Source organism: Bradyrhizobium sp. USDA 4541 (assembly GCF_024171085.1).
In the GTDB taxonomy this organism is placed as follows: Bacteria; Pseudomonadota; Alphaproteobacteria; order Rhizobiales; family Xanthobacteraceae; genus Bradyrhizobium; species Bradyrhizobium australafricanum.
The window spans coordinates 8,106,545-8,121,105 of record NZ_JALJZF010000001.1 but is presented as its reverse complement, the minus strand read 5'-3'; the positions used below and the strand labels follow the sequence as shown (position 1 = coordinate 8,121,105).

Annotated in this window: 14 protein-coding genes; 8 read left to right on the top strand and 6 right to left on the bottom strand. The window is 64.8% G+C overall.

Features of this window, described 5'->3' with window-relative positions:
* The first annotated feature begins 75 nt into the window (after nt 1-75).
* The 3 genes from ribB (at nt 76) to J2R80_RS38895 (ending at nt 3,653) form a co-directional block, all read left to right on the top strand.
* Nucleotides 76-1,152 carry a 3,4-dihydroxy-2-butanone-4-phosphate synthase gene (ribB, locus tag J2R80_RS38905; protein WP_028334516.1) on the top strand — a complete coding sequence of 359 codons (1,077 nt, stop codon included), beginning with the start codon at nt 76-78 and terminating at the stop codon, nt 1,150-1,152.
* Between the two features lie 168 nt (nt 1,153-1,320).
* Entirely contained in the window at nt 1,321-2,535 is a 1,215-nt protein-coding gene (locus tag J2R80_RS38900; protein ID WP_028334515.1) for an acyl-CoA dehydrogenase, read from the top strand.
* Nucleotides 2,536-2,735: 200 nt separating this feature from the next.
* A complete protein-coding gene (locus J2R80_RS38895; RefSeq protein WP_057015202.1) occupies nt 2,736-3,653 on the top strand; it encodes an MBL fold metallo-hydrolase in 918 nt (305 codons plus the stop codon).
* Between the two features lie 92 nt (nt 3,654-3,745).
* On the opposite strand, the gene J2R80_RS38890 is transcribed toward J2R80_RS38895, so the two are convergent.
* Both J2R80_RS38890 and J2R80_RS38885 read right to left on the bottom strand, forming a co-directional pair.
* Nucleotides 3,746-4,603 carry a DUF1499 domain-containing protein gene (locus J2R80_RS38890; RefSeq protein WP_057015203.1) on the bottom strand — a complete coding sequence of 286 codons (858 nt, stop codon included), beginning with the start codon at nt 4,601-4,603 and terminating at the stop codon, nt 3,746-3,748.
* 243 nt (nt 4,604-4,846) lie between these two features.
* Nucleotides 4,847-6,475, bottom strand: a complete 1,629-nt coding sequence (locus tag J2R80_RS38885; RefSeq protein WP_057015204.1) for a fatty-acid--CoA ligase — start codon at nt 6,473-6,475, stop codon at nt 4,847-4,849.
* A 76-nt stretch (nt 6,476-6,551) separates the two neighbouring features.
* Here J2R80_RS38885 and J2R80_RS38880 point away from each other — a divergent pair, with 76 nt between their 5' ends.
* The gene (locus tag J2R80_RS38880; protein ID WP_375162623.1) at nt 6,552-7,733 is read left to right on the top strand and encodes an extensin family protein; all 1,182 of its coding nucleotides are present in this window, start codon (nt 6,552-6,554) and stop codon (nt 7,731-7,733) included.
* Nucleotides 7,734-7,750: 17 nt separating this feature from the next.
* On the opposite strand, the gene J2R80_RS38875 is transcribed toward J2R80_RS38880, so the two are convergent.
* Nucleotides 7,751-8,428 carry a L,D-transpeptidase gene (locus J2R80_RS38875; protein WP_057015206.1) on the bottom strand — a complete coding sequence of 226 codons (678 nt, stop codon included), beginning with the start codon at nt 8,426-8,428 and terminating at the stop codon, nt 7,751-7,753.
* 338 nt (nt 8,429-8,766) lie between these two features.
* On the opposite strand from J2R80_RS38875, the gene J2R80_RS38870 reads away from it, so the two are divergent.
* Nucleotides 8,767-9,744 (top strand): magnesium transporter CorA family protein, encoded by a 978-nt coding sequence (locus J2R80_RS38870; RefSeq protein ID WP_168857199.1) that lies wholly within the window; start codon nt 8,767-8,769, stop codon nt 9,742-9,744.
* A 130-nt stretch (nt 9,745-9,874) separates the two neighbouring features.
* Nucleotides 9,875-10,096: a hypothetical protein gene (locus J2R80_RS38865; protein ID WP_063709281.1), complete on the top strand. Its 222-nt coding sequence runs from the start codon at nt 9,875-9,877 to the stop codon at nt 10,094-10,096.
* Nucleotides 10,097-10,228: 132 nt separating this feature from the next.
* Here the strand turns inward: J2R80_RS38865 and J2R80_RS38860 are convergent, their stop codons facing one another.
* Nucleotides 10,229-10,981: an SDR family NAD(P)-dependent oxidoreductase gene (locus J2R80_RS38860; RefSeq protein ID WP_018270354.1), complete on the bottom strand. Its 753-nt coding sequence runs from the start codon at nt 10,979-10,981 to the stop codon at nt 10,229-10,231.
* 155 nt (nt 10,982-11,136) lie between these two features.
* Nucleotides 11,137-11,778, bottom strand: coding sequence for a pyridoxamine 5'-phosphate oxidase (gene pdxH / locus J2R80_RS38855; protein WP_057015208.1), 642 nt, complete (start codon nt 11,776-11,778; stop codon nt 11,137-11,139).
* A 105-nt stretch (nt 11,779-11,883) separates the two neighbouring features.
* On the opposite strand from pdxH, the gene J2R80_RS38850 reads away from it, so the two are divergent.
* Entirely contained in the window at nt 11,884-12,294 is a 411-nt protein-coding gene (locus J2R80_RS38850) for an RT0821/Lpp0805 family surface protein (protein ID WP_249796067.1), read from the top strand.
* Nucleotides 12,295-12,412: 118 nt separating this feature from the next.
* On the top strand, nt 12,413-13,372 hold the full coding sequence (locus J2R80_RS38845; RefSeq protein WP_168857198.1) for a DnaJ C-terminal domain-containing protein: 960 nt from the start codon (nt 12,413-12,415) through the stop codon (nt 13,370-13,372).
* A gap of 385 nt (nt 13,373-13,757) precedes the next feature.
* Here the strand turns inward: J2R80_RS38845 and J2R80_RS38840 are convergent, their stop codons facing one another.
* Nucleotides 13,758-14,522: an anti-sigma factor gene (locus tag J2R80_RS38840; protein WP_076828982.1), complete on the bottom strand. Its 765-nt coding sequence runs from the start codon at nt 14,520-14,522 to the stop codon at nt 13,758-13,760.
* Nucleotides 14,523-14,561 lie beyond the last annotated feature (39 nt).

The window sequence follows — 14,561 nt, the reverse complement described above, 5'->3', positions numbered from 1 at the left end:
GGTTGCATAATGATACTGGCGCTGACATCGGAACCCGGCTAATCCACTGCCTGCATATAGCGAGATGTCAAGACAATGGCCGATACGATCCAGGAAGTGCTGCAAGCCTTTGCGAAGGGTGAACTCGTTGTCGTCACCGACGATGACGACCGGGAAGGCGAGGGCGATCTGATCGTCGCGGCGTCGTTCTGTACGGCGGAGAAGATGGCTTTCATCATCCGCCACACCTCCGGCATCGTCTGCGCGCCGATCACCACCGAGGATGCCCGCCGGCTGCGGCTCGACCCGATGGTGGCGCACAACGAGTCCAACCACACCACCGCCTTCACGGTCTCGATCGACTACAAGCCCGATGGTGGCACCGGCATCTCGGCCGAGGAACGCGCCTCCTGCTGCCGCGCGCTCGCCAATCCCAATGCCGGCGCCAATGATTTCGCGCGTCCCGGCCACATCTTCCCGCTGATCGCGCGCGACGGCGGCGTGCTGCTGCGCTCCGGCCACACCGAGGCGGCGGTCGATCTGTGCCGGCTCTCCGGCTTGCCGCCGGTAGGCGTCATCAGCGAGCTGATGAACGACGATGGAACCGTGATGAAGGGCGAGCAGGTCGCCAAATTCGCCGCCGCCCACAAGCTCAAGCATGTCACGATCGCGGACATGATCGCCTATCGCCAGGCGCGCGAGAAGCTGATCGAACGGGTCGCGACCTTCACCACCGAAAGCCCGATCGGCCCGCTGCAGGGCTACGCCTATCGCTCGCCGTTCGACGAGATCATGCATGCCGCCTTCGTCTATAACGGCATCGGCGACGGCCGGGACGTGCTGACGCGGCTGCACAAGCCGAACATCGTGAAAGACCTGTTCACCGGGCCGGCGCGAATGGAAGCCGTGCTGCGACATTTCAAGGATGCCGGCCGCGGCGTGCTGGTATATCTGCGCGATGGTGCCGCCGGTGTTCCGGTCGAGCCGGTTGGCGAGCAGAAGACGGCGGAGGCCGATCGCCACAGGCAGTGGCGCGAGGTCGGCGTCGGCGCACAGATCCTGCGTGATCTCGGCGTCACCTCGATCCGGCACCTGACTTCGTCGGTGCATGACTACAAGGGATTGTCAGGTTTCGGCATCGAGATCGTGTCGAACGAGAAGCTGGAGACCTAGGACTGTCATTCCGGGGCGCGCGATAGCGCGAACCCGGAAGCTCGAGATTCCGGGTTCGATGCTGACGCATCGCCCCGGAATGACGAAGGTCCCAATTCAATTGCGCTTCGCAGCATAGCGCTTTAATTTATCCGCCAATTTCCGATAGACGATGCGAAAGGATGTTTCATGAGCGTGCGCCCCCAGGCCAAGGACAAGCCGGCTGCCGCCAGCTTCCAGTGGGATGATCCGTTCCTGCTCGACGACCAGCTTACCGAAGACGAGCGCCTGATCCGCGACACTGCGCGGGCCTACGCGCAGGACAAGCTGCTGCCGCGGGTCACCAAGGCCTATCTGGAAGAGAAAACCGACCGCGAGATCTTCAACGAAATGGGCGAGCTCGGCCTGATCGGCGTGACGCTGCCCGAGGAATATGGCTGCGCCAATGCGAGCTACGTGGCCTATGGCCTCGTGGCGCGCGAGATCGAGCGCGTCGATAGCGGCTATCGCTCGATGAACTCGGTGCAGTCGTCGCTGGTGATGTATCCGATCTACGCCTATGGCGACGAAAACCAGCGCAAGAAATATCTGCCCAAGCTCGCGACCGGCGAATGGGTCGGCTGCTTCGGCCTGACCGAGCCGGATGCCGGTTCCGATCCCGGCGGCATGAAGACCCGCGCCGAGAAGGTCGCCGACGGCTACAAGCTCAACGGCGCCAAGATGTGGATCTCGAACGCGCCGATCGCCGACGTGTTCGTGGTGTGGGCCAAGTCGGCTGCGCACGACAACCAGATCCGCGGCTTCATTCTCGAGAAGGGCATGAAGGGCCTGTCGGCGCCGAAGGTCGGCGGCAAGCTGTCGCTGCGCGCCTCGATCACCGGCGAGATCGTGCTCGACAATGTGGTGGTGCCGGAAAGCGCGCTGCTGCCCAACGTCTCCGGCCTCAAGGGCCCGTTCGGCTGCCTCAACCGCGCCCGCTACGGCATCTCCTGGGGCGCATTGGGCGCTGCCGAGGACTGCATGCACCGCGCGCGGCAATACACGCTCGACCGCAAGCAGTTTGGCCGGCCGCTCGCCGCCACCCAGCTGGTGCAGAAGAAGCTCGCCGACATGGAGACTGAGATCGCGCTCGGCCTGCAGGCCTCGTTGCGCGTCGGCCGCCTGATGGACGAGGGCAAGATGGCCCCTGAGATGATCTCGATCGTCAAGCGCAACAATTGCGGCAAGTCGCTCGACATCGCCCGCATGGCGCGCGACATGCACGGCGGCAACGGCATCCAGATCGAGTATCACGTGATGCGTCACGCCGCGAACCTCGAGACGGTCAACACCTATGAGGGCACGCACGACGTCCATGCGCTGATCCTCGGCCGCGCAATCACCGGCATCCAGGCGTTCTCGTAAGGGCGCTTGCTCGTCATTCCGGGGCGCGCCAACCGAACTCAGGTTTACCCGAGTTCGGCAGATCTTAAATGTCTAAGTCGGCAACAGCCGACTTGGACGGCGCGAACCCGGAATCTCGTGCCGCGTTCCTTTCCCTTCTTTCGAGATTCCGGGTCTGGCCCTGCGGGCCATCCCGGAATGACGATGCAGAGAAAATCCCCATGGCCGACAACGACGACATCCCGTTCAACCGCGACTTTCCGCTGAAGCCCGGCGTGGTCGAACAGGTCCGCCCCGGCGTTCGCCGTGTCCTCTGCAACAATCCGAGCCCGTTCACCTTCACGGGCACGGTCAGCTACATCGTCGGCGAGGGGAAGGTCGCGATCATCGATCCCGGTCCCGACGACGAGGCGCATGCCAAGGCGCTGCTCGACGCGGTCAAGGGCGAGACCGTGACGCATATCCTGGTCACCCATACCCATCGGGACCATTCGCCGAACACGCCGCGGATCAAGGCCGCGACCGGCGCGCCGGTCTATGCCGAGGGACCGCACCGCGCCTCGCGGCCGCGCTTCGAGAGCGAAAAGCACAATCCGGAATCCGGCGCCGACCGCGATTTCCGGCCCGATGTGCAGGTCAAGCACGGCGACGTCATCGAGGGCGCGGGCTTTGCGCTGGAGGCGGTCGCGACCCCCGGCCACACCGCCAACCATCTGGCGTTCGCCTGGGCCGAGCGCAGCATCAATTTCGTCGGCGACCATGTGATGGGCTGGTCGACCTCGATCGTGGCGCCGCCGGACGGCTCGATGATCGATTACATGGCCTCGCTGGAGCGGCTGGAACAGCGGCCCGAGCAGCTGTATTTCTCCGGCCACGGCCCGGAGATTCCGGAGGGCCCGCGCTACGTCCGCTTCCTGGCGCGGCATCGCCGGGCGCGCGAGGCATCGATCCTGCATCGTCTCGGCAAGGGCGAGGCCGACATTCCAACCATGGTGCGGGCGATCTATATCGGGCTCGATCCGCGGCTCGCCAATGCCGCCGGCTATTCGGTGCTGGCGCATCTGGAGGACCTGGTCGCACGCGGCGTCGTGGCGACGGACGGCGATCCCGTGATCGGCGGGACGTACCGATTGGCCTAGTTCGTCATTCCGGGATGGTGCCAAGCACCAGACCCGGAATCTCGAGATTCCGGGTTCATCGCTGCGCGATGCCCCGGAATGACGCTACCGCGTCACTTCTTCACCGTCTTCGCCGGCGGCGCCTTTGGCGCGACAGGAGCCGCCTTCTTCGCCGGCTTGGCATTGTCGTTCTCGGCCGCGCTGTTGAGGTCTTCGATCAGCTTCTTGACGCGGGCGGCGTTGCTGCCGAGATCGGTGTCGAAATAGCGCGACGCCGAGCGGATATCGACGCGGGAGTCCTCGTCGTCAGGCGTGACCCGGATCGAGACGTCCTCGCGGAAACCCATGATCGGCGTCCGCGCTACCGCCTCGATGCGGCCGATGCGGCGCGGCGGCTGCGGCGCGCGCGCGTCGATGACGAGCCATTTGCGGCGGTTCACCAGCCGCAGCGTCAGCTCATAGGCGCGGTCGACCGGGGTTTCGAGCTCGACGGTTTCGATATCGGGATAGGCCGCGCGCTGCCGCTCGGCCGAATAGAGGCCGGCATAGGCGGCAGGATTGGTGCCTTCCCCGGTGCGCAGCCGCGCCAGCGCCTCGAATTTCGGCGGGTCGATCGCGTCGGTGGTGACGTCGTAAATCCGCGGCAGCTTGCGGTACTGATAGATGAGGTAGGCCGGGTAGGCGAGGATCGCCGCGTCGATCAGCAGCGCGAGCAGGATCCGGCCCATGCCGCGGGTGCCGTTCTGCCAGATCGCGGCAAAGGCGGCCAGCCCGAGCAGGATCGACAGGCCGGCCAGGCCCAGCGCGCCGAAGAAGGTCGCCAGCGCCGGCTTGACCTCCAGGAACCCGAAGCGGACGATCAGGATCGAGACCACCACCGCGACGACGGAGAAGATGGCGAGGTTGCGCGACCAGGTGGCGAGACCGGACACGGGCTCCTGCTGGTAGGGAGCGGAAAACCTGCGCGCCATCGTCGAAAAATCTGCCGGTTGAGATGTCCTCTGGCGACCTCGGCCGCCGCGATCAGTCGTGTGAGACCACGGACCTGCGGCGAATTCAAGGGATTTGGGCTTTACCCCGAATCGTCATGGCCGCGCATAGCCGTCCGAAGGACGGCGTCGCTTGCGCTCGCCTATGACCCGGCCATCCATGTCTTGCCGCACGATGAAGTCGTGGATGCCCGGGTCAAGCCCGGGCATGACGAGCGTTTGTTTTCACGCCGCGGCGGTCGGGAACGTGTAATCCTTGAATTGGTCGCGCAGCGCCGTCTTCAGGATCTTGCCGGTCGCGGTGTGGGGAATGCCGTCGACGAAGGCGACGTCGTCGGGCATCCACCATTTGGCGATCTTGCCGTCCATGAACTTCAGGATGTCCTCGCGCGTGGCACTCTGGCCCTGCTTGAGTTGCACGATCAGCAGCGGCCGCTCATCCCATTTGGGGTGATGGACACCGATCACGGCGGCTTCCGCGACCGCCGGATGGCCGACCGCGAGGTTCTCGAGATCGATCGAGGAGATCCATTCGCCGCCGGACTTGATCACGTCCTTGGAGCGGTCGGTGATCCGCATGTAGCCGTGCTCGTCCATCGTCGAGACGTCGCCGGTGTCGAAATAGCCGGCATCGTCGAGGATGTTGCTGTCGACCCGGAAATAGGCCTTGGCGATCGCCGGGCCCGAAACCTTGAGACGGCCGAAGGTCTTGCCGTCCCACGGCAGCTCCTTGCCGGCATCGTCGGTGATCTTCATCTCGACGCCGAACGGCGGATAGCCCTGGGTCTGCAGGATGTCGAGCCGCTCCTCGCCGGTGCGCTCGGTAAACGGTGGCTTCAACGTCGCCAGCGTGCCGAGCGGGCTCATCTCGGTCATGCCCCAGGCGTGGCGCACCTGGCTGCCCATGTCGAGGAACGCCTGGATCATCGAGCGTGGCATCGCCGACCCGCCGCAGATCACCATCTGCAGATCCGGCAGCTTGACGTTGTTGGCGGCCATGTATTGCAGCAGCATCAGCCACACCGTCGGCACGCCGGCGGTGTGCGTGACCTTCTCGGTCGACAGCAACTCGTACACCGAGGCGCCGTCGAGCTTCGGGCCCGGCATCACGAGCTTGGTGCCCATCGACGGCGCGGAGAAGGCGATGCCCCAGCTGTTGGCATGGAACAAGGGGACCACCGGAAGCATTGTGTCCGACGCGGAGGTGCCGAGCGCGTCCTTCGAATTGGCCATCAGCGCGTGCAACACGTTGGAGCGGTGCGAATAAAGTACACCCTTGGGATCGCCCGTCGTGCCGGAGGTGTAGCACATCGCCGCCGCGGTGTTCTCGTCGAAGGTCTTCCACTCGAACTTGCCGTCGGATGCCGCGATCCAGTCCTCATAGGCGACCGCGTTCTTCAGCGTGGTCTGCGGCATGTGCGCCTTGTCGGTCAGCACCACGTAGCGCTCGACGCTCGGCAGCTGGCCTGCGATCTTCTCCAGCACCGGAACGAAGGTGAGGTCGGTGATGACGATGCGGTCCTGGGCGTGGTTGACGATCCAGGCGATCTGCTCCGGAAACAGGCGCGGATTGACCGTATGGCAGATCGCGCCGATCCCCATGATGCCGTACCAGACCTCGAGGTGGCGCCAGGTGTTCCAGGCTATGGTGGCGACGCGGTCGCCGAGCTTGATGCCGTCACGTTCCAGGCTCTGCGAGACCTTCAGTGCGCGGGTGTGGATCTGGGCGTAGGTGGTGCGATGAATCGGGCCTTCGACCGACCGCGTCACGACTTCCTGTGTGCCGTGATATTTGGCGGCGTGCTCAATAATCTTGTGACACAGCAAGGGCCAATCTTGCATCAAACCAAGCATACGCGAATCCCTCCTCGATCCTCACACATGATCCGCCGGCATCTTGGACGGCCGGCAGTAAAATCATGGAACTGACATGAACTTTAGCGCGGAGAAAGCAAGCCGAAAATGGCCTGTTGGCGCGTTTCGTCGCGGGGGCGCGGCAATGGTTACCGCCGCCGCCGTGCTGCTTTGCCTTGGCATGCAAGCAGGCCCCGCCGAGGCCGCCCGCCGCGCGCCCAGCTTTCCGTGGGACGATCTGTTCGGCACCCGGCCGCAAAGGCCGCACAAGGCAGCCCGCCGCTCAGCGGTGCCGCTGCCGAAGCCACGCCCGGCTGAGGCGCCGGCGGCAGCTCACGCGCCGGCGGCGAACGAGCCCGAGCCGCCCGCGGCCGGGACGCAGTCTCCGGCCGCACCTGCCGAAGCGGCCAGGCCCAGCGAGACGGCCAAGCCCGCTGATGCCGCCAAGCCGGCCGAGCCCGCCGCGCCGCAGCTTTCGGCCTGCCGGCAGGCACTGACCGAGGAGATCGCGATCGCCCCGAGCATTCCGGATATCCACGGCGCCGGGGGCTGCGGCGGCGAGGATCTGGTGCGGCTCGAGGCGATCGTGCTGGCGGACAAGCGCAAGGTCGCGGTCAAGCCCGCCGCGATCCTCCGCTGCAAGATGGCTGCTGCGGTCGCCGACTGGGTCCGCTCCGATATCGCGCCGCTCGCGCAGAACCTCGGGGGCGGGATCAGCAATCTCGACAATTTCGACTCGTTCGAATGCCGCGGCCGCAATCGGGTCGCCGGAGCGCAGCTCTCCGAGCATGGCCGCGCCAATGCGCTCGACGTCCGCGCGCTCGGTCTCGCCAACGGCAAGTCGATCTCGCTGACCGACCGCAGCGTGCCGCGGACCTTGCGCGAGACCGTGCGGCATTCGGTCTGCGCCCGCTTCTCCACAGTGCTCGGCCCGGGCTCGGACTGGTACCACGAGGATCACATCCATCTCGACCTGATCGAGCGTCGTAACAATTACCGGATCTGCCAGTGGAACGTGGACGACCCGCTGCCGCAGGTCGCGCCGCTGTTGCCGGCCGAGCGCCCCGAAGAGGCACCGCCGCGCGAGGTCGCCGCCAAATCCGACGCGCCGAAAGCGGACACATCCAAAGCTGACCACGGCAAGTCTGGCACCGGCAAGCCGGACGCCACAAAATCAGATGATGCGGCCGCGCCCGACCGCAGCGCCGAGACCAAACCGCAGCCAACAAAAAAGCGCCGGCAAAGCCGGCGCTTTTGATCGCGATTGCGATTGGATCAGTAGGTCGTGCCGCCGCCGCCCTGCAGCGCCATCTGCGGCTTGTAGGGCGAGTCGCCGTGCTTCGGCTCCAGCACCACGACGATGGTACCGAGCTTGACGCGGTTGTAGAGGTCGATGACGTCCTCGTTGGTCATGCGGATGCAGCCCGAGGAGATCGATGCGCCGATATATTCCGGCTGGTTGGTGCCGTGGATGCGGAACAGCGTGTCCTTGCCGCCCGAATAGAGATACATCGCGCGCGAGCCCATCGGATTGTCGGGGCCCGGGGCCACGAAGGTCGGGACGCCAAGGCGCGAGATTTCGCCGGGGGTCGGGTGCCAAGCCGGCCATTCGGTCATGCTGCCGACCTTGGCGATGCCGGACCAGGCCATGGCTTCCTCGCCGACGGTGATGCCGTAGCGGATCGCCTTGCCGTCGTTCAGCACGTAATAGAGGTAATGGTTGTCGGAATCGACCACGATCGAGCCGGGGGCTTCCTTGCGGTGGTACTCGACGATGGCGCGGCGGAACGGTTCAGCGACCGGCGTCTTGACGTAGGTGGTCTTGGCCAGGAGTTCCTTGTCACGCGGCTTGAAGTTCGCGGTGTTGGTTGCCTCATAGGTTGTGGCCTGCATGCAGCCCGACAACATCAGGCCCGCGGCCAGGATCCCGAGGGTAACTTTGAGCGACGACATGATTACATTCCAATCGAAAATCCGCGCCCGAAAGCGCCACTATTACGCCCCAAACGCCACGATTCCATTACCGGCATTATTGCCGAAACGTGCCATTATTCCCAGAGTCTAGATGCCTTTCCCGCATCGCGGGACGCTGTCTGTGGCTTTTTTGCCGCAACTGTTCTGGTGCCGGGTTGGTTTTTGTGCAAACAGGCAACGGTCGACGAGTCGGCGTCACGTCGCTGCCGCTTGGCCGCCACAAGTATGGATGCCCGGTTAATACCCCGGTCATGAAGCGCCCCCCAGAATCGCGCTAAGTCGGCGGGTCCTGCCAGCCCTGTTTCGTGGAGTTCGTGATGCTGTCGGTGTTCGTTCCGTCCGAGTTTTCGCTCAAGAAGGCCACGGCGACCGACCTCGGCGCGCTGCCCGAGGGAGCGGTCTGGGTCGATCTGGTGAATCCGACCGTTGAGGAGGACCGGGCGGTCGAGAAGCTCGCGGGGATCGCGGTGCCGACCCGGGAAGACATGCAGGAGATCGAGATCTCCAGCCGCCTCTATATCGAGAACAGCGCGCGCTACATGACCGCGACGCTGATGTGCCAGTCCGACACCGACATGCCGCGCACCACGGCGGTGACCTTCATCCTCACCGGTCATCGGCTGGTGACGGTGCGCTACGACCTGCCGAAGCCGTTCGCGCTGGTCGAGAACAAGCTGGCGCGCGCCTGTTCCCCCAGCATCACCGGGGAGCAGGTGCTGATGGAACTGCTGGACGCGGTGATCGACCGTTGCGCCGACATTCTGGAGCGCTGCGGGGCCGATATCGACCAGGTGTCCCACGACATCTTCGAGCCGGAGAGCGAGCGCCACGGCCACGCCAAGCAATATTCGCAGATTCTGATCGCGATCGGCCGCAAGGGCGACCTGACCTCGAAGGTTCGCGAAAGCCTGGTCTCGATCGGCCGCCTCGTCACCTTTCTCTCCGCGGTGGTCGAGGGCGTGAAATGGTCCAAGGACATGCGCGAGCAGCTCAAGACCATGCAGCGTGACGTGGCCTCACTGACCGACCACGCCTCCTATCTCTCCAACAAGATCACCTTCGTGCTCGACGCCATGCTCGGCGTGGTCAATCTGGAACAGAACAACATCATCAAGCTGTTCTCGGTGATGGCGGTGGTCTTGATGCCGCCGACGCTGATCGCCTCGATCTACGGCATGAATTTCAAGGTGATGCCGGAACTCGAATGGGCGCACGGCTATCCGTATGCACTGGTACTGATGCTGATCGCGGCTGTCGTGCCGTACTGGATCTTCAAGTGGAAGAAGTGGCTGTAGACCGGTTCCACGCGTCGCGTTTTGGGACGCGCTTCCTGCCTTATTTCCTCTGCTAAAATTTGAGCGTTGCGCTGAACGTTTGGGCGAAACTTGTCTGCGATAACGCCCGCCTCGAAGCCGGAGGACAGCAATGGTTGAGAAGATCATAACGCCACGGCGTAACGTCATCGACTTTGCGCGCTATCAACAGGACCGCGCAGCAGGCAAGGTGCAGGCGATCTCGCCGAGACTTTGCCGTTACTGTGGCGCTGCGTTGCTGGATGGCGAGGACGAAGACGAATGCTCCAGCGCGCTGAACGACGTCGCGCTGCGGCAGCCCGAGAAGAAGTCGCGTCGGTTCTACGCAGACTAGAGGCCGAAGCCTCGGAGGCAGAAGCCTCGTTTGCGTTGTTACGCCTGCAAGTGAAGCAATCCCAATGACGGCCGCGGCGGCGGCCGGGATCGCCTCAAAACTTCCTTCCCCGAAATACGGCTCTTCCCAAGCTCAGACGTGCTGACCACCGTTGATGTGGATCTCCGCACCGTTCACGTAAGAGCTGGTCTCCGTGCAGAGAACGTAGATGATCTTGGCGACCTCGTCCGGCGTGCCGAGGCGATGCATCGGGATCTGCTGGTCGACGATCTTCTCGGTGCCGGGCGATAGGATCGAGGTATCGATCTCGCCCGGCGCAATCGCGTTGACGCGGACGCCGACGCGGCCGAAGTCCGATGCCATCTCGCGCGTCAGCGCCGCGAGCGCGGCCTTCGACGTCGCATAGGCCGCGCCGGCAAACGGATGCACGCGCGAGCCGGCGATCGAGGTGACGTTCACCACCGCGCCCTTGGCGTGTTTCAACTCCTCGATCAGCCCGCGCGCGATCATGATCGGTGCGAAGAAGTTGACGTGGAAAACGTGGGTCCAAGTCTCGATGTCGGTGTCCATGGTGCCGAGCCGGCCGCCGCCCGCAGCCTTCGGCGAGATCGCGGCGTTGTTGACCAGCGCGTGCAGTTCATCGTTCTCGAGCCGCCTGCGGATCTCAGAGATCGCGCGAACGGTGTCGTCATGGCTGCCGAGGTCGACCTCGATGTGGTCTTCCGGCCCGGCGCCCCAGGGGCAGACCTCGGGAAACGCATGCCGCGACAGGGTGATGACGCGCCAGCCGGCGGACGAGAACCGGATCGCGGTGGCATGGCCGATGCCGCGGCTTGCGCCGGTCAGAAGCAGCGTGCGCCGCGGCGCATTGGATGGGTGGGGCATCGACGGTTTCTTTCGTTTTCGTCATGCGCGGCGGCGTGCCGGGCATCCACGCCTTCGAACGACTTGGGATGACTTGGGATCAAGACGTCGCTGGCCGGGTCATCTTACACGAAGATGCGCTTCGCGCTTTCGCCCGGCCATGACGGTCGCAGCTTTCAGGGATAGAGCCGCACCTTCGACCAGGCGCTGCCGGCGCCGTCGCGGCGGAATTCGATGCGATCGTGCAGGCGGTACGGGCGGTCGTGCCAGAACTCGAAGCGCTGCGGCGTGATCCGCCAGCCGCTCCAGCCCGGCGGCCGCGGCACCTCGCCGATGACGTATTTCGCACCGGTCTTGGCGATCGCCTGCTCGAATGCGAAGCGGCTCTCCAGCGGCTGCGACTGCTTGCTGGCCCAGGCGCCGATCTGCGCCTGCTTCGGCCTGGTGGCGAAATAGGCGTCGGCCTCGGCATCGGTCACCGGCGTGACCGGCCCGCGGATGCGCACCTGGCGGCGCAGCGATTTCCAGTGGAAGAGTAAAGCAGCCTTGGGATTTGCGGCCAATTCGCGGCCCTTGGCGCTCGCAATGTGGCTGTAGAACACGAAGCCGTCGGCATCGAAGCCCTTCATCAGCACCATCCGCACGTCGGGCAGGCCGTCGGGATCGACGGTCGCAAGCGCCATCGCGTTCGGATCGTTCGGCTCGGACTTGATCGCCTCCGCAAACCATTCGGCGAACAGGGCGAACGGCTCCTCCGCCGCGGTGAAATCACCCGATGTTAACGGTGTCGGGTGTTTGATGGAGGTCGTGTCGGTCATGTCAGGAGTCCCGATTTGCATCCGCCCGCGTCTGAAAGCGCGTTACTAGCCCTATATAGGGCATGGGGGCGCGTTGGCCTATCGGCGATCCACCCCGCAGGCGCGGTGGTGACATTGATCCTGATCGGCGTCGGCGCAAGCGGCTGCAGCCTGTCGCGCAGCGACGCCTTCGCCAAGCTGGACGACAAGGATGTGACGGGCTCGATCAGGCCGACCCAGATCAATGCGGTGATGCCGACCGACAGCGATCTCGCCTTCGCCCGCAATGCCGCCTCCGACGTGCTGACCAAGGGCGACAAGGATTCCAGCCAGCCCTGGGAAAATCCTGAAACCGGCGCGCGCGGCTCGGTGACGCCGCTGGCCCAGGCCTATTCGGGCGAGGACGGCAAGACGTGCCGGGATTTCCTTGCCAGCTACGTCAACGGAGCCACCGAGAGCTGGCTGCAGGGCGCCGCATGCAAGGCTGGACAAGGGCGGTGGGAAATCCATAGCCTGAAGCCCTGGAGAAAATCCTGAGAATTCCGGCGAAGCCGGACTAGTTGCAAAAATGCCACTGAGCCCCCACATCAAGGTAAAGTGGGCCCGGACGGGTTCCCGGCCAGGACTGATTTTTCCCGTGAAGGAGACGTGACGGATGCGCGACCCCTATGAGGTCTTGGGGGTGCAGCGGAGCGCCAGCGCTGCGACGATCAAGAGCGCCTATCGCAAGCTCGCCAAGAAGCATCACCCTGATAACAACAAGAACGACCCGAAGGCGGCGGCCCGCTTTGCGGAGATCAACACGGCCAACGAGATCGTCGGCGACGAGGACAAGCGCAAGCAGTTCGACCGCGGCGAGATCGATGCCGAAGGCAAGCCGCGCTTCCAGGGTTTCCCTGGCGGCAGCGGTGCCGGCGGCCGTGCCGGTCCGGGCGGCTTCGAGTATAGTTTCCGCTCCGGGCCCGGCGGCGGCATGGGCGGCGGCAGCTTCGAGGACATCCTCAACAGCATGTTTGGCAATGCGGCTCGCGGAGGCGGCAGTCGCGCGGGCCGGGCCAGTCCGTTCGAGTTTGACGGCGGCGGGGTCGGCGTCGACCTCGATCTTTCGGTCGCTATGACGGTGTCGCTGGAGGAATCGGTCAGGGGCGGCGACAAGCGCGTCCGCCTGCCGACCGGCCGCGAGCTCAACGTCAAGATTCCGCCCGGGGTCGCTGCGGGTCAGCAGATCCGGCTGAAGGGGCAGGGCGAGACCGCGCAAGGCCATCCGCCCGGCGATCTCCTGATCACGATCTCGATCGCACCGCACCCGTTCTTCAAGGTCGACGGCAACGACCTCAGGATCGACCTGCCCATCACCCTCTACGAGGCGGTGCTGGGCGGCAAGGTCCGCGTGCCGACGCTCGGCAGCGCGGTCGAACTGTCGATCCCGAAGAACACCTCGAGCGGTCGTACCTTCCGCCTCAAGGCCAAGGGGCTGTCGAAGGCGGGCGCGACCGGCGACCTCTATGTCACGACCCGCATCATCCTTCCCGACGGGAACGATGCCGAGCTTGAGGCATTGATGCAGACATGGCGGGATCAAAAACCCTACAATCCGCGTAGCGATCTCGGCTGACTGCCGATAACGCGCCCCAAAAGACGCGAAGACGCGAAACTGCACTACCCCGGACTCTATCGGGGTAGACGCGGGCATCGTGAGCGCGTCACAAAGGATGACGGGCCGTCCGAGGTCTGCGGCGTGCAGACCGGATGACGGAAAAGGAGTGCGGCCTCGAGAGGGGGACCAGCGCGGTACACAAAACCCCAATCGAGGCCGCGTGCGCCGATCGGCGGATCGGGCGCGGATCATCTTCGCGTGAGCATCCGGTGCGATAATGAGACGCGTCGATGACGCGAATCGAAGTTTTCGATGTCGGAATTGGGACGCTGAGTGAGGCTGGATTCACTTGCTCGAAATGACGCAATTTCGACGACCTGATCTTCCGTAAAATTACGGAAGATCACCCGCCGCTCTTCTCCATCTGATCGTAGACGGCCTGCGCGACCTGGGTCAGGCGCGTGCGATCGGTGCCGCCGCTGACGACATAGGCGACGCCTCGATCGGCCCAGAACAGCGCGCCGTCGCTGCCCTGCACGGCATAGCGCATCTGGGTCGCCTCGGTCTTCACCTTGGCGGTATAGACCGTGAACCGCTCACCCGACGTGCTCTCATACATCAGGAACGACGCCGGGCCGCTCGGTCCGGGCAGCAGGCGGCCGCCGACCAGCTTCAGCCCGGTCAGCTCCGGCGCGCGGACGTCCCAGCCGCAGCGCTTGGTCAGCCATTGCTGCAGGTGGTCGCGCTCGCTGCCGGGCACCTCGACGGGATGCCGGACCTCGACCACGTAGAGCCGATGCGCATCGAGTGCATCGACCGTGAAGCTCTGGAATGCCGACGGCGTCGCCGCCGCTCCGCGCGCGATCCAGCCGGCGCCGCCACCGGCGACGAAGGCCATGACCGTCGCCGCCACCGCGCCATAGACCCAGCGGCGCGGCTGGCGCACCAGCCGCTCGAGCTCGAGCCGTTTCGGCACCGCCTCGTCCAGCACGGTGTCGTAGCGTGCATGCAGTGTCTCGGCCATCGCACGCCATGACTGCACCCGCGCCGCGTCGTCGGGATGCGCGGCAAGCCACGCCTCGACATCGCCGCGGCGTTCGGCTGGCAGCTCGTTGTCGACGTAAGCGTGCAACTCGTCTTCGGTGACGGGAATGTTCGAGTCGGTCATATCAGTCGTCTCTGCCAAATCTTGTTCGAAAATCGTTCA

Bases quoted from the DNA above. Each gene is read 5' to 3' on its own strand.
- ribB (WP_028334516.1), top strand. From the start codon at position 76: ATGGCCGATACGATCCAGGAAGTGCTGCAAGCCTTTGCGAAGGGTGAA.
- J2R80_RS38900 (WP_028334515.1), top strand. From the start codon at position 1,321: ATGAGCGTGCGCCCCCAGGCCAAGGACAAGCCGGCTGCCGCCAGCTTC.
- J2R80_RS38895 (WP_057015202.1), top strand. From the start codon at position 2,736: ATGGCCGACAACGACGACATCCCGTTCAACCGCGACTTTCCGCTGAAG.
- J2R80_RS38890 (WP_057015203.1), bottom strand. From the start codon at position 4,603: ATGGCGCGCAGGTTTTCCGCTCCCTACCAGCAGGAGCCCGTGTCCGGT.
- J2R80_RS38885 (WP_057015204.1), bottom strand. From the start codon at position 6,475: ATGCTTGGTTTGATGCAAGATTGGCCCTTGCTGTGTCACAAGATTATT.
- J2R80_RS38880 (WP_375162623.1), top strand. From the start codon at position 6,552: ATGAACTTTAGCGCGGAGAAAGCAAGCCGAAAATGGCCTGTTGGCGCG.
- J2R80_RS38875 (WP_057015206.1), bottom strand. From the start codon at position 8,428: ATGTCGTCGCTCAAAGTTACCCTCGGGATCCTGGCCGCGGGCCTGATG.
- J2R80_RS38870 (WP_168857199.1), top strand. From the start codon at position 8,767: ATGCTGTCGGTGTTCGTTCCGTCCGAGTTTTCGCTCAAGAAGGCCACG.
- J2R80_RS38865 (WP_063709281.1), top strand. From the start codon at position 9,875: ATGGTTGAGAAGATCATAACGCCACGGCGTAACGTCATCGACTTTGCG.
- J2R80_RS38860 (WP_018270354.1), bottom strand. From the start codon at position 10,981: ATGCCCCACCCATCCAATGCGCCGCGGCGCACGCTGCTTCTGACCGGC.
- pdxH (WP_057015208.1), bottom strand. From the start codon at position 11,778: ATGACCGACACGACCTCCATCAAACACCCGACACCGTTAACATCGGGT.
- J2R80_RS38845 (WP_168857198.1), top strand. From the start codon at position 12,413: ATGCGCGACCCCTATGAGGTCTTGGGGGTGCAGCGGAGCGCCAGCGCT.
- J2R80_RS38840 (WP_076828982.1), bottom strand. From the start codon at position 14,522: ATGACCGACTCGAACATTCCCGTCACCGAAGACGAGTTGCACGCTTAC.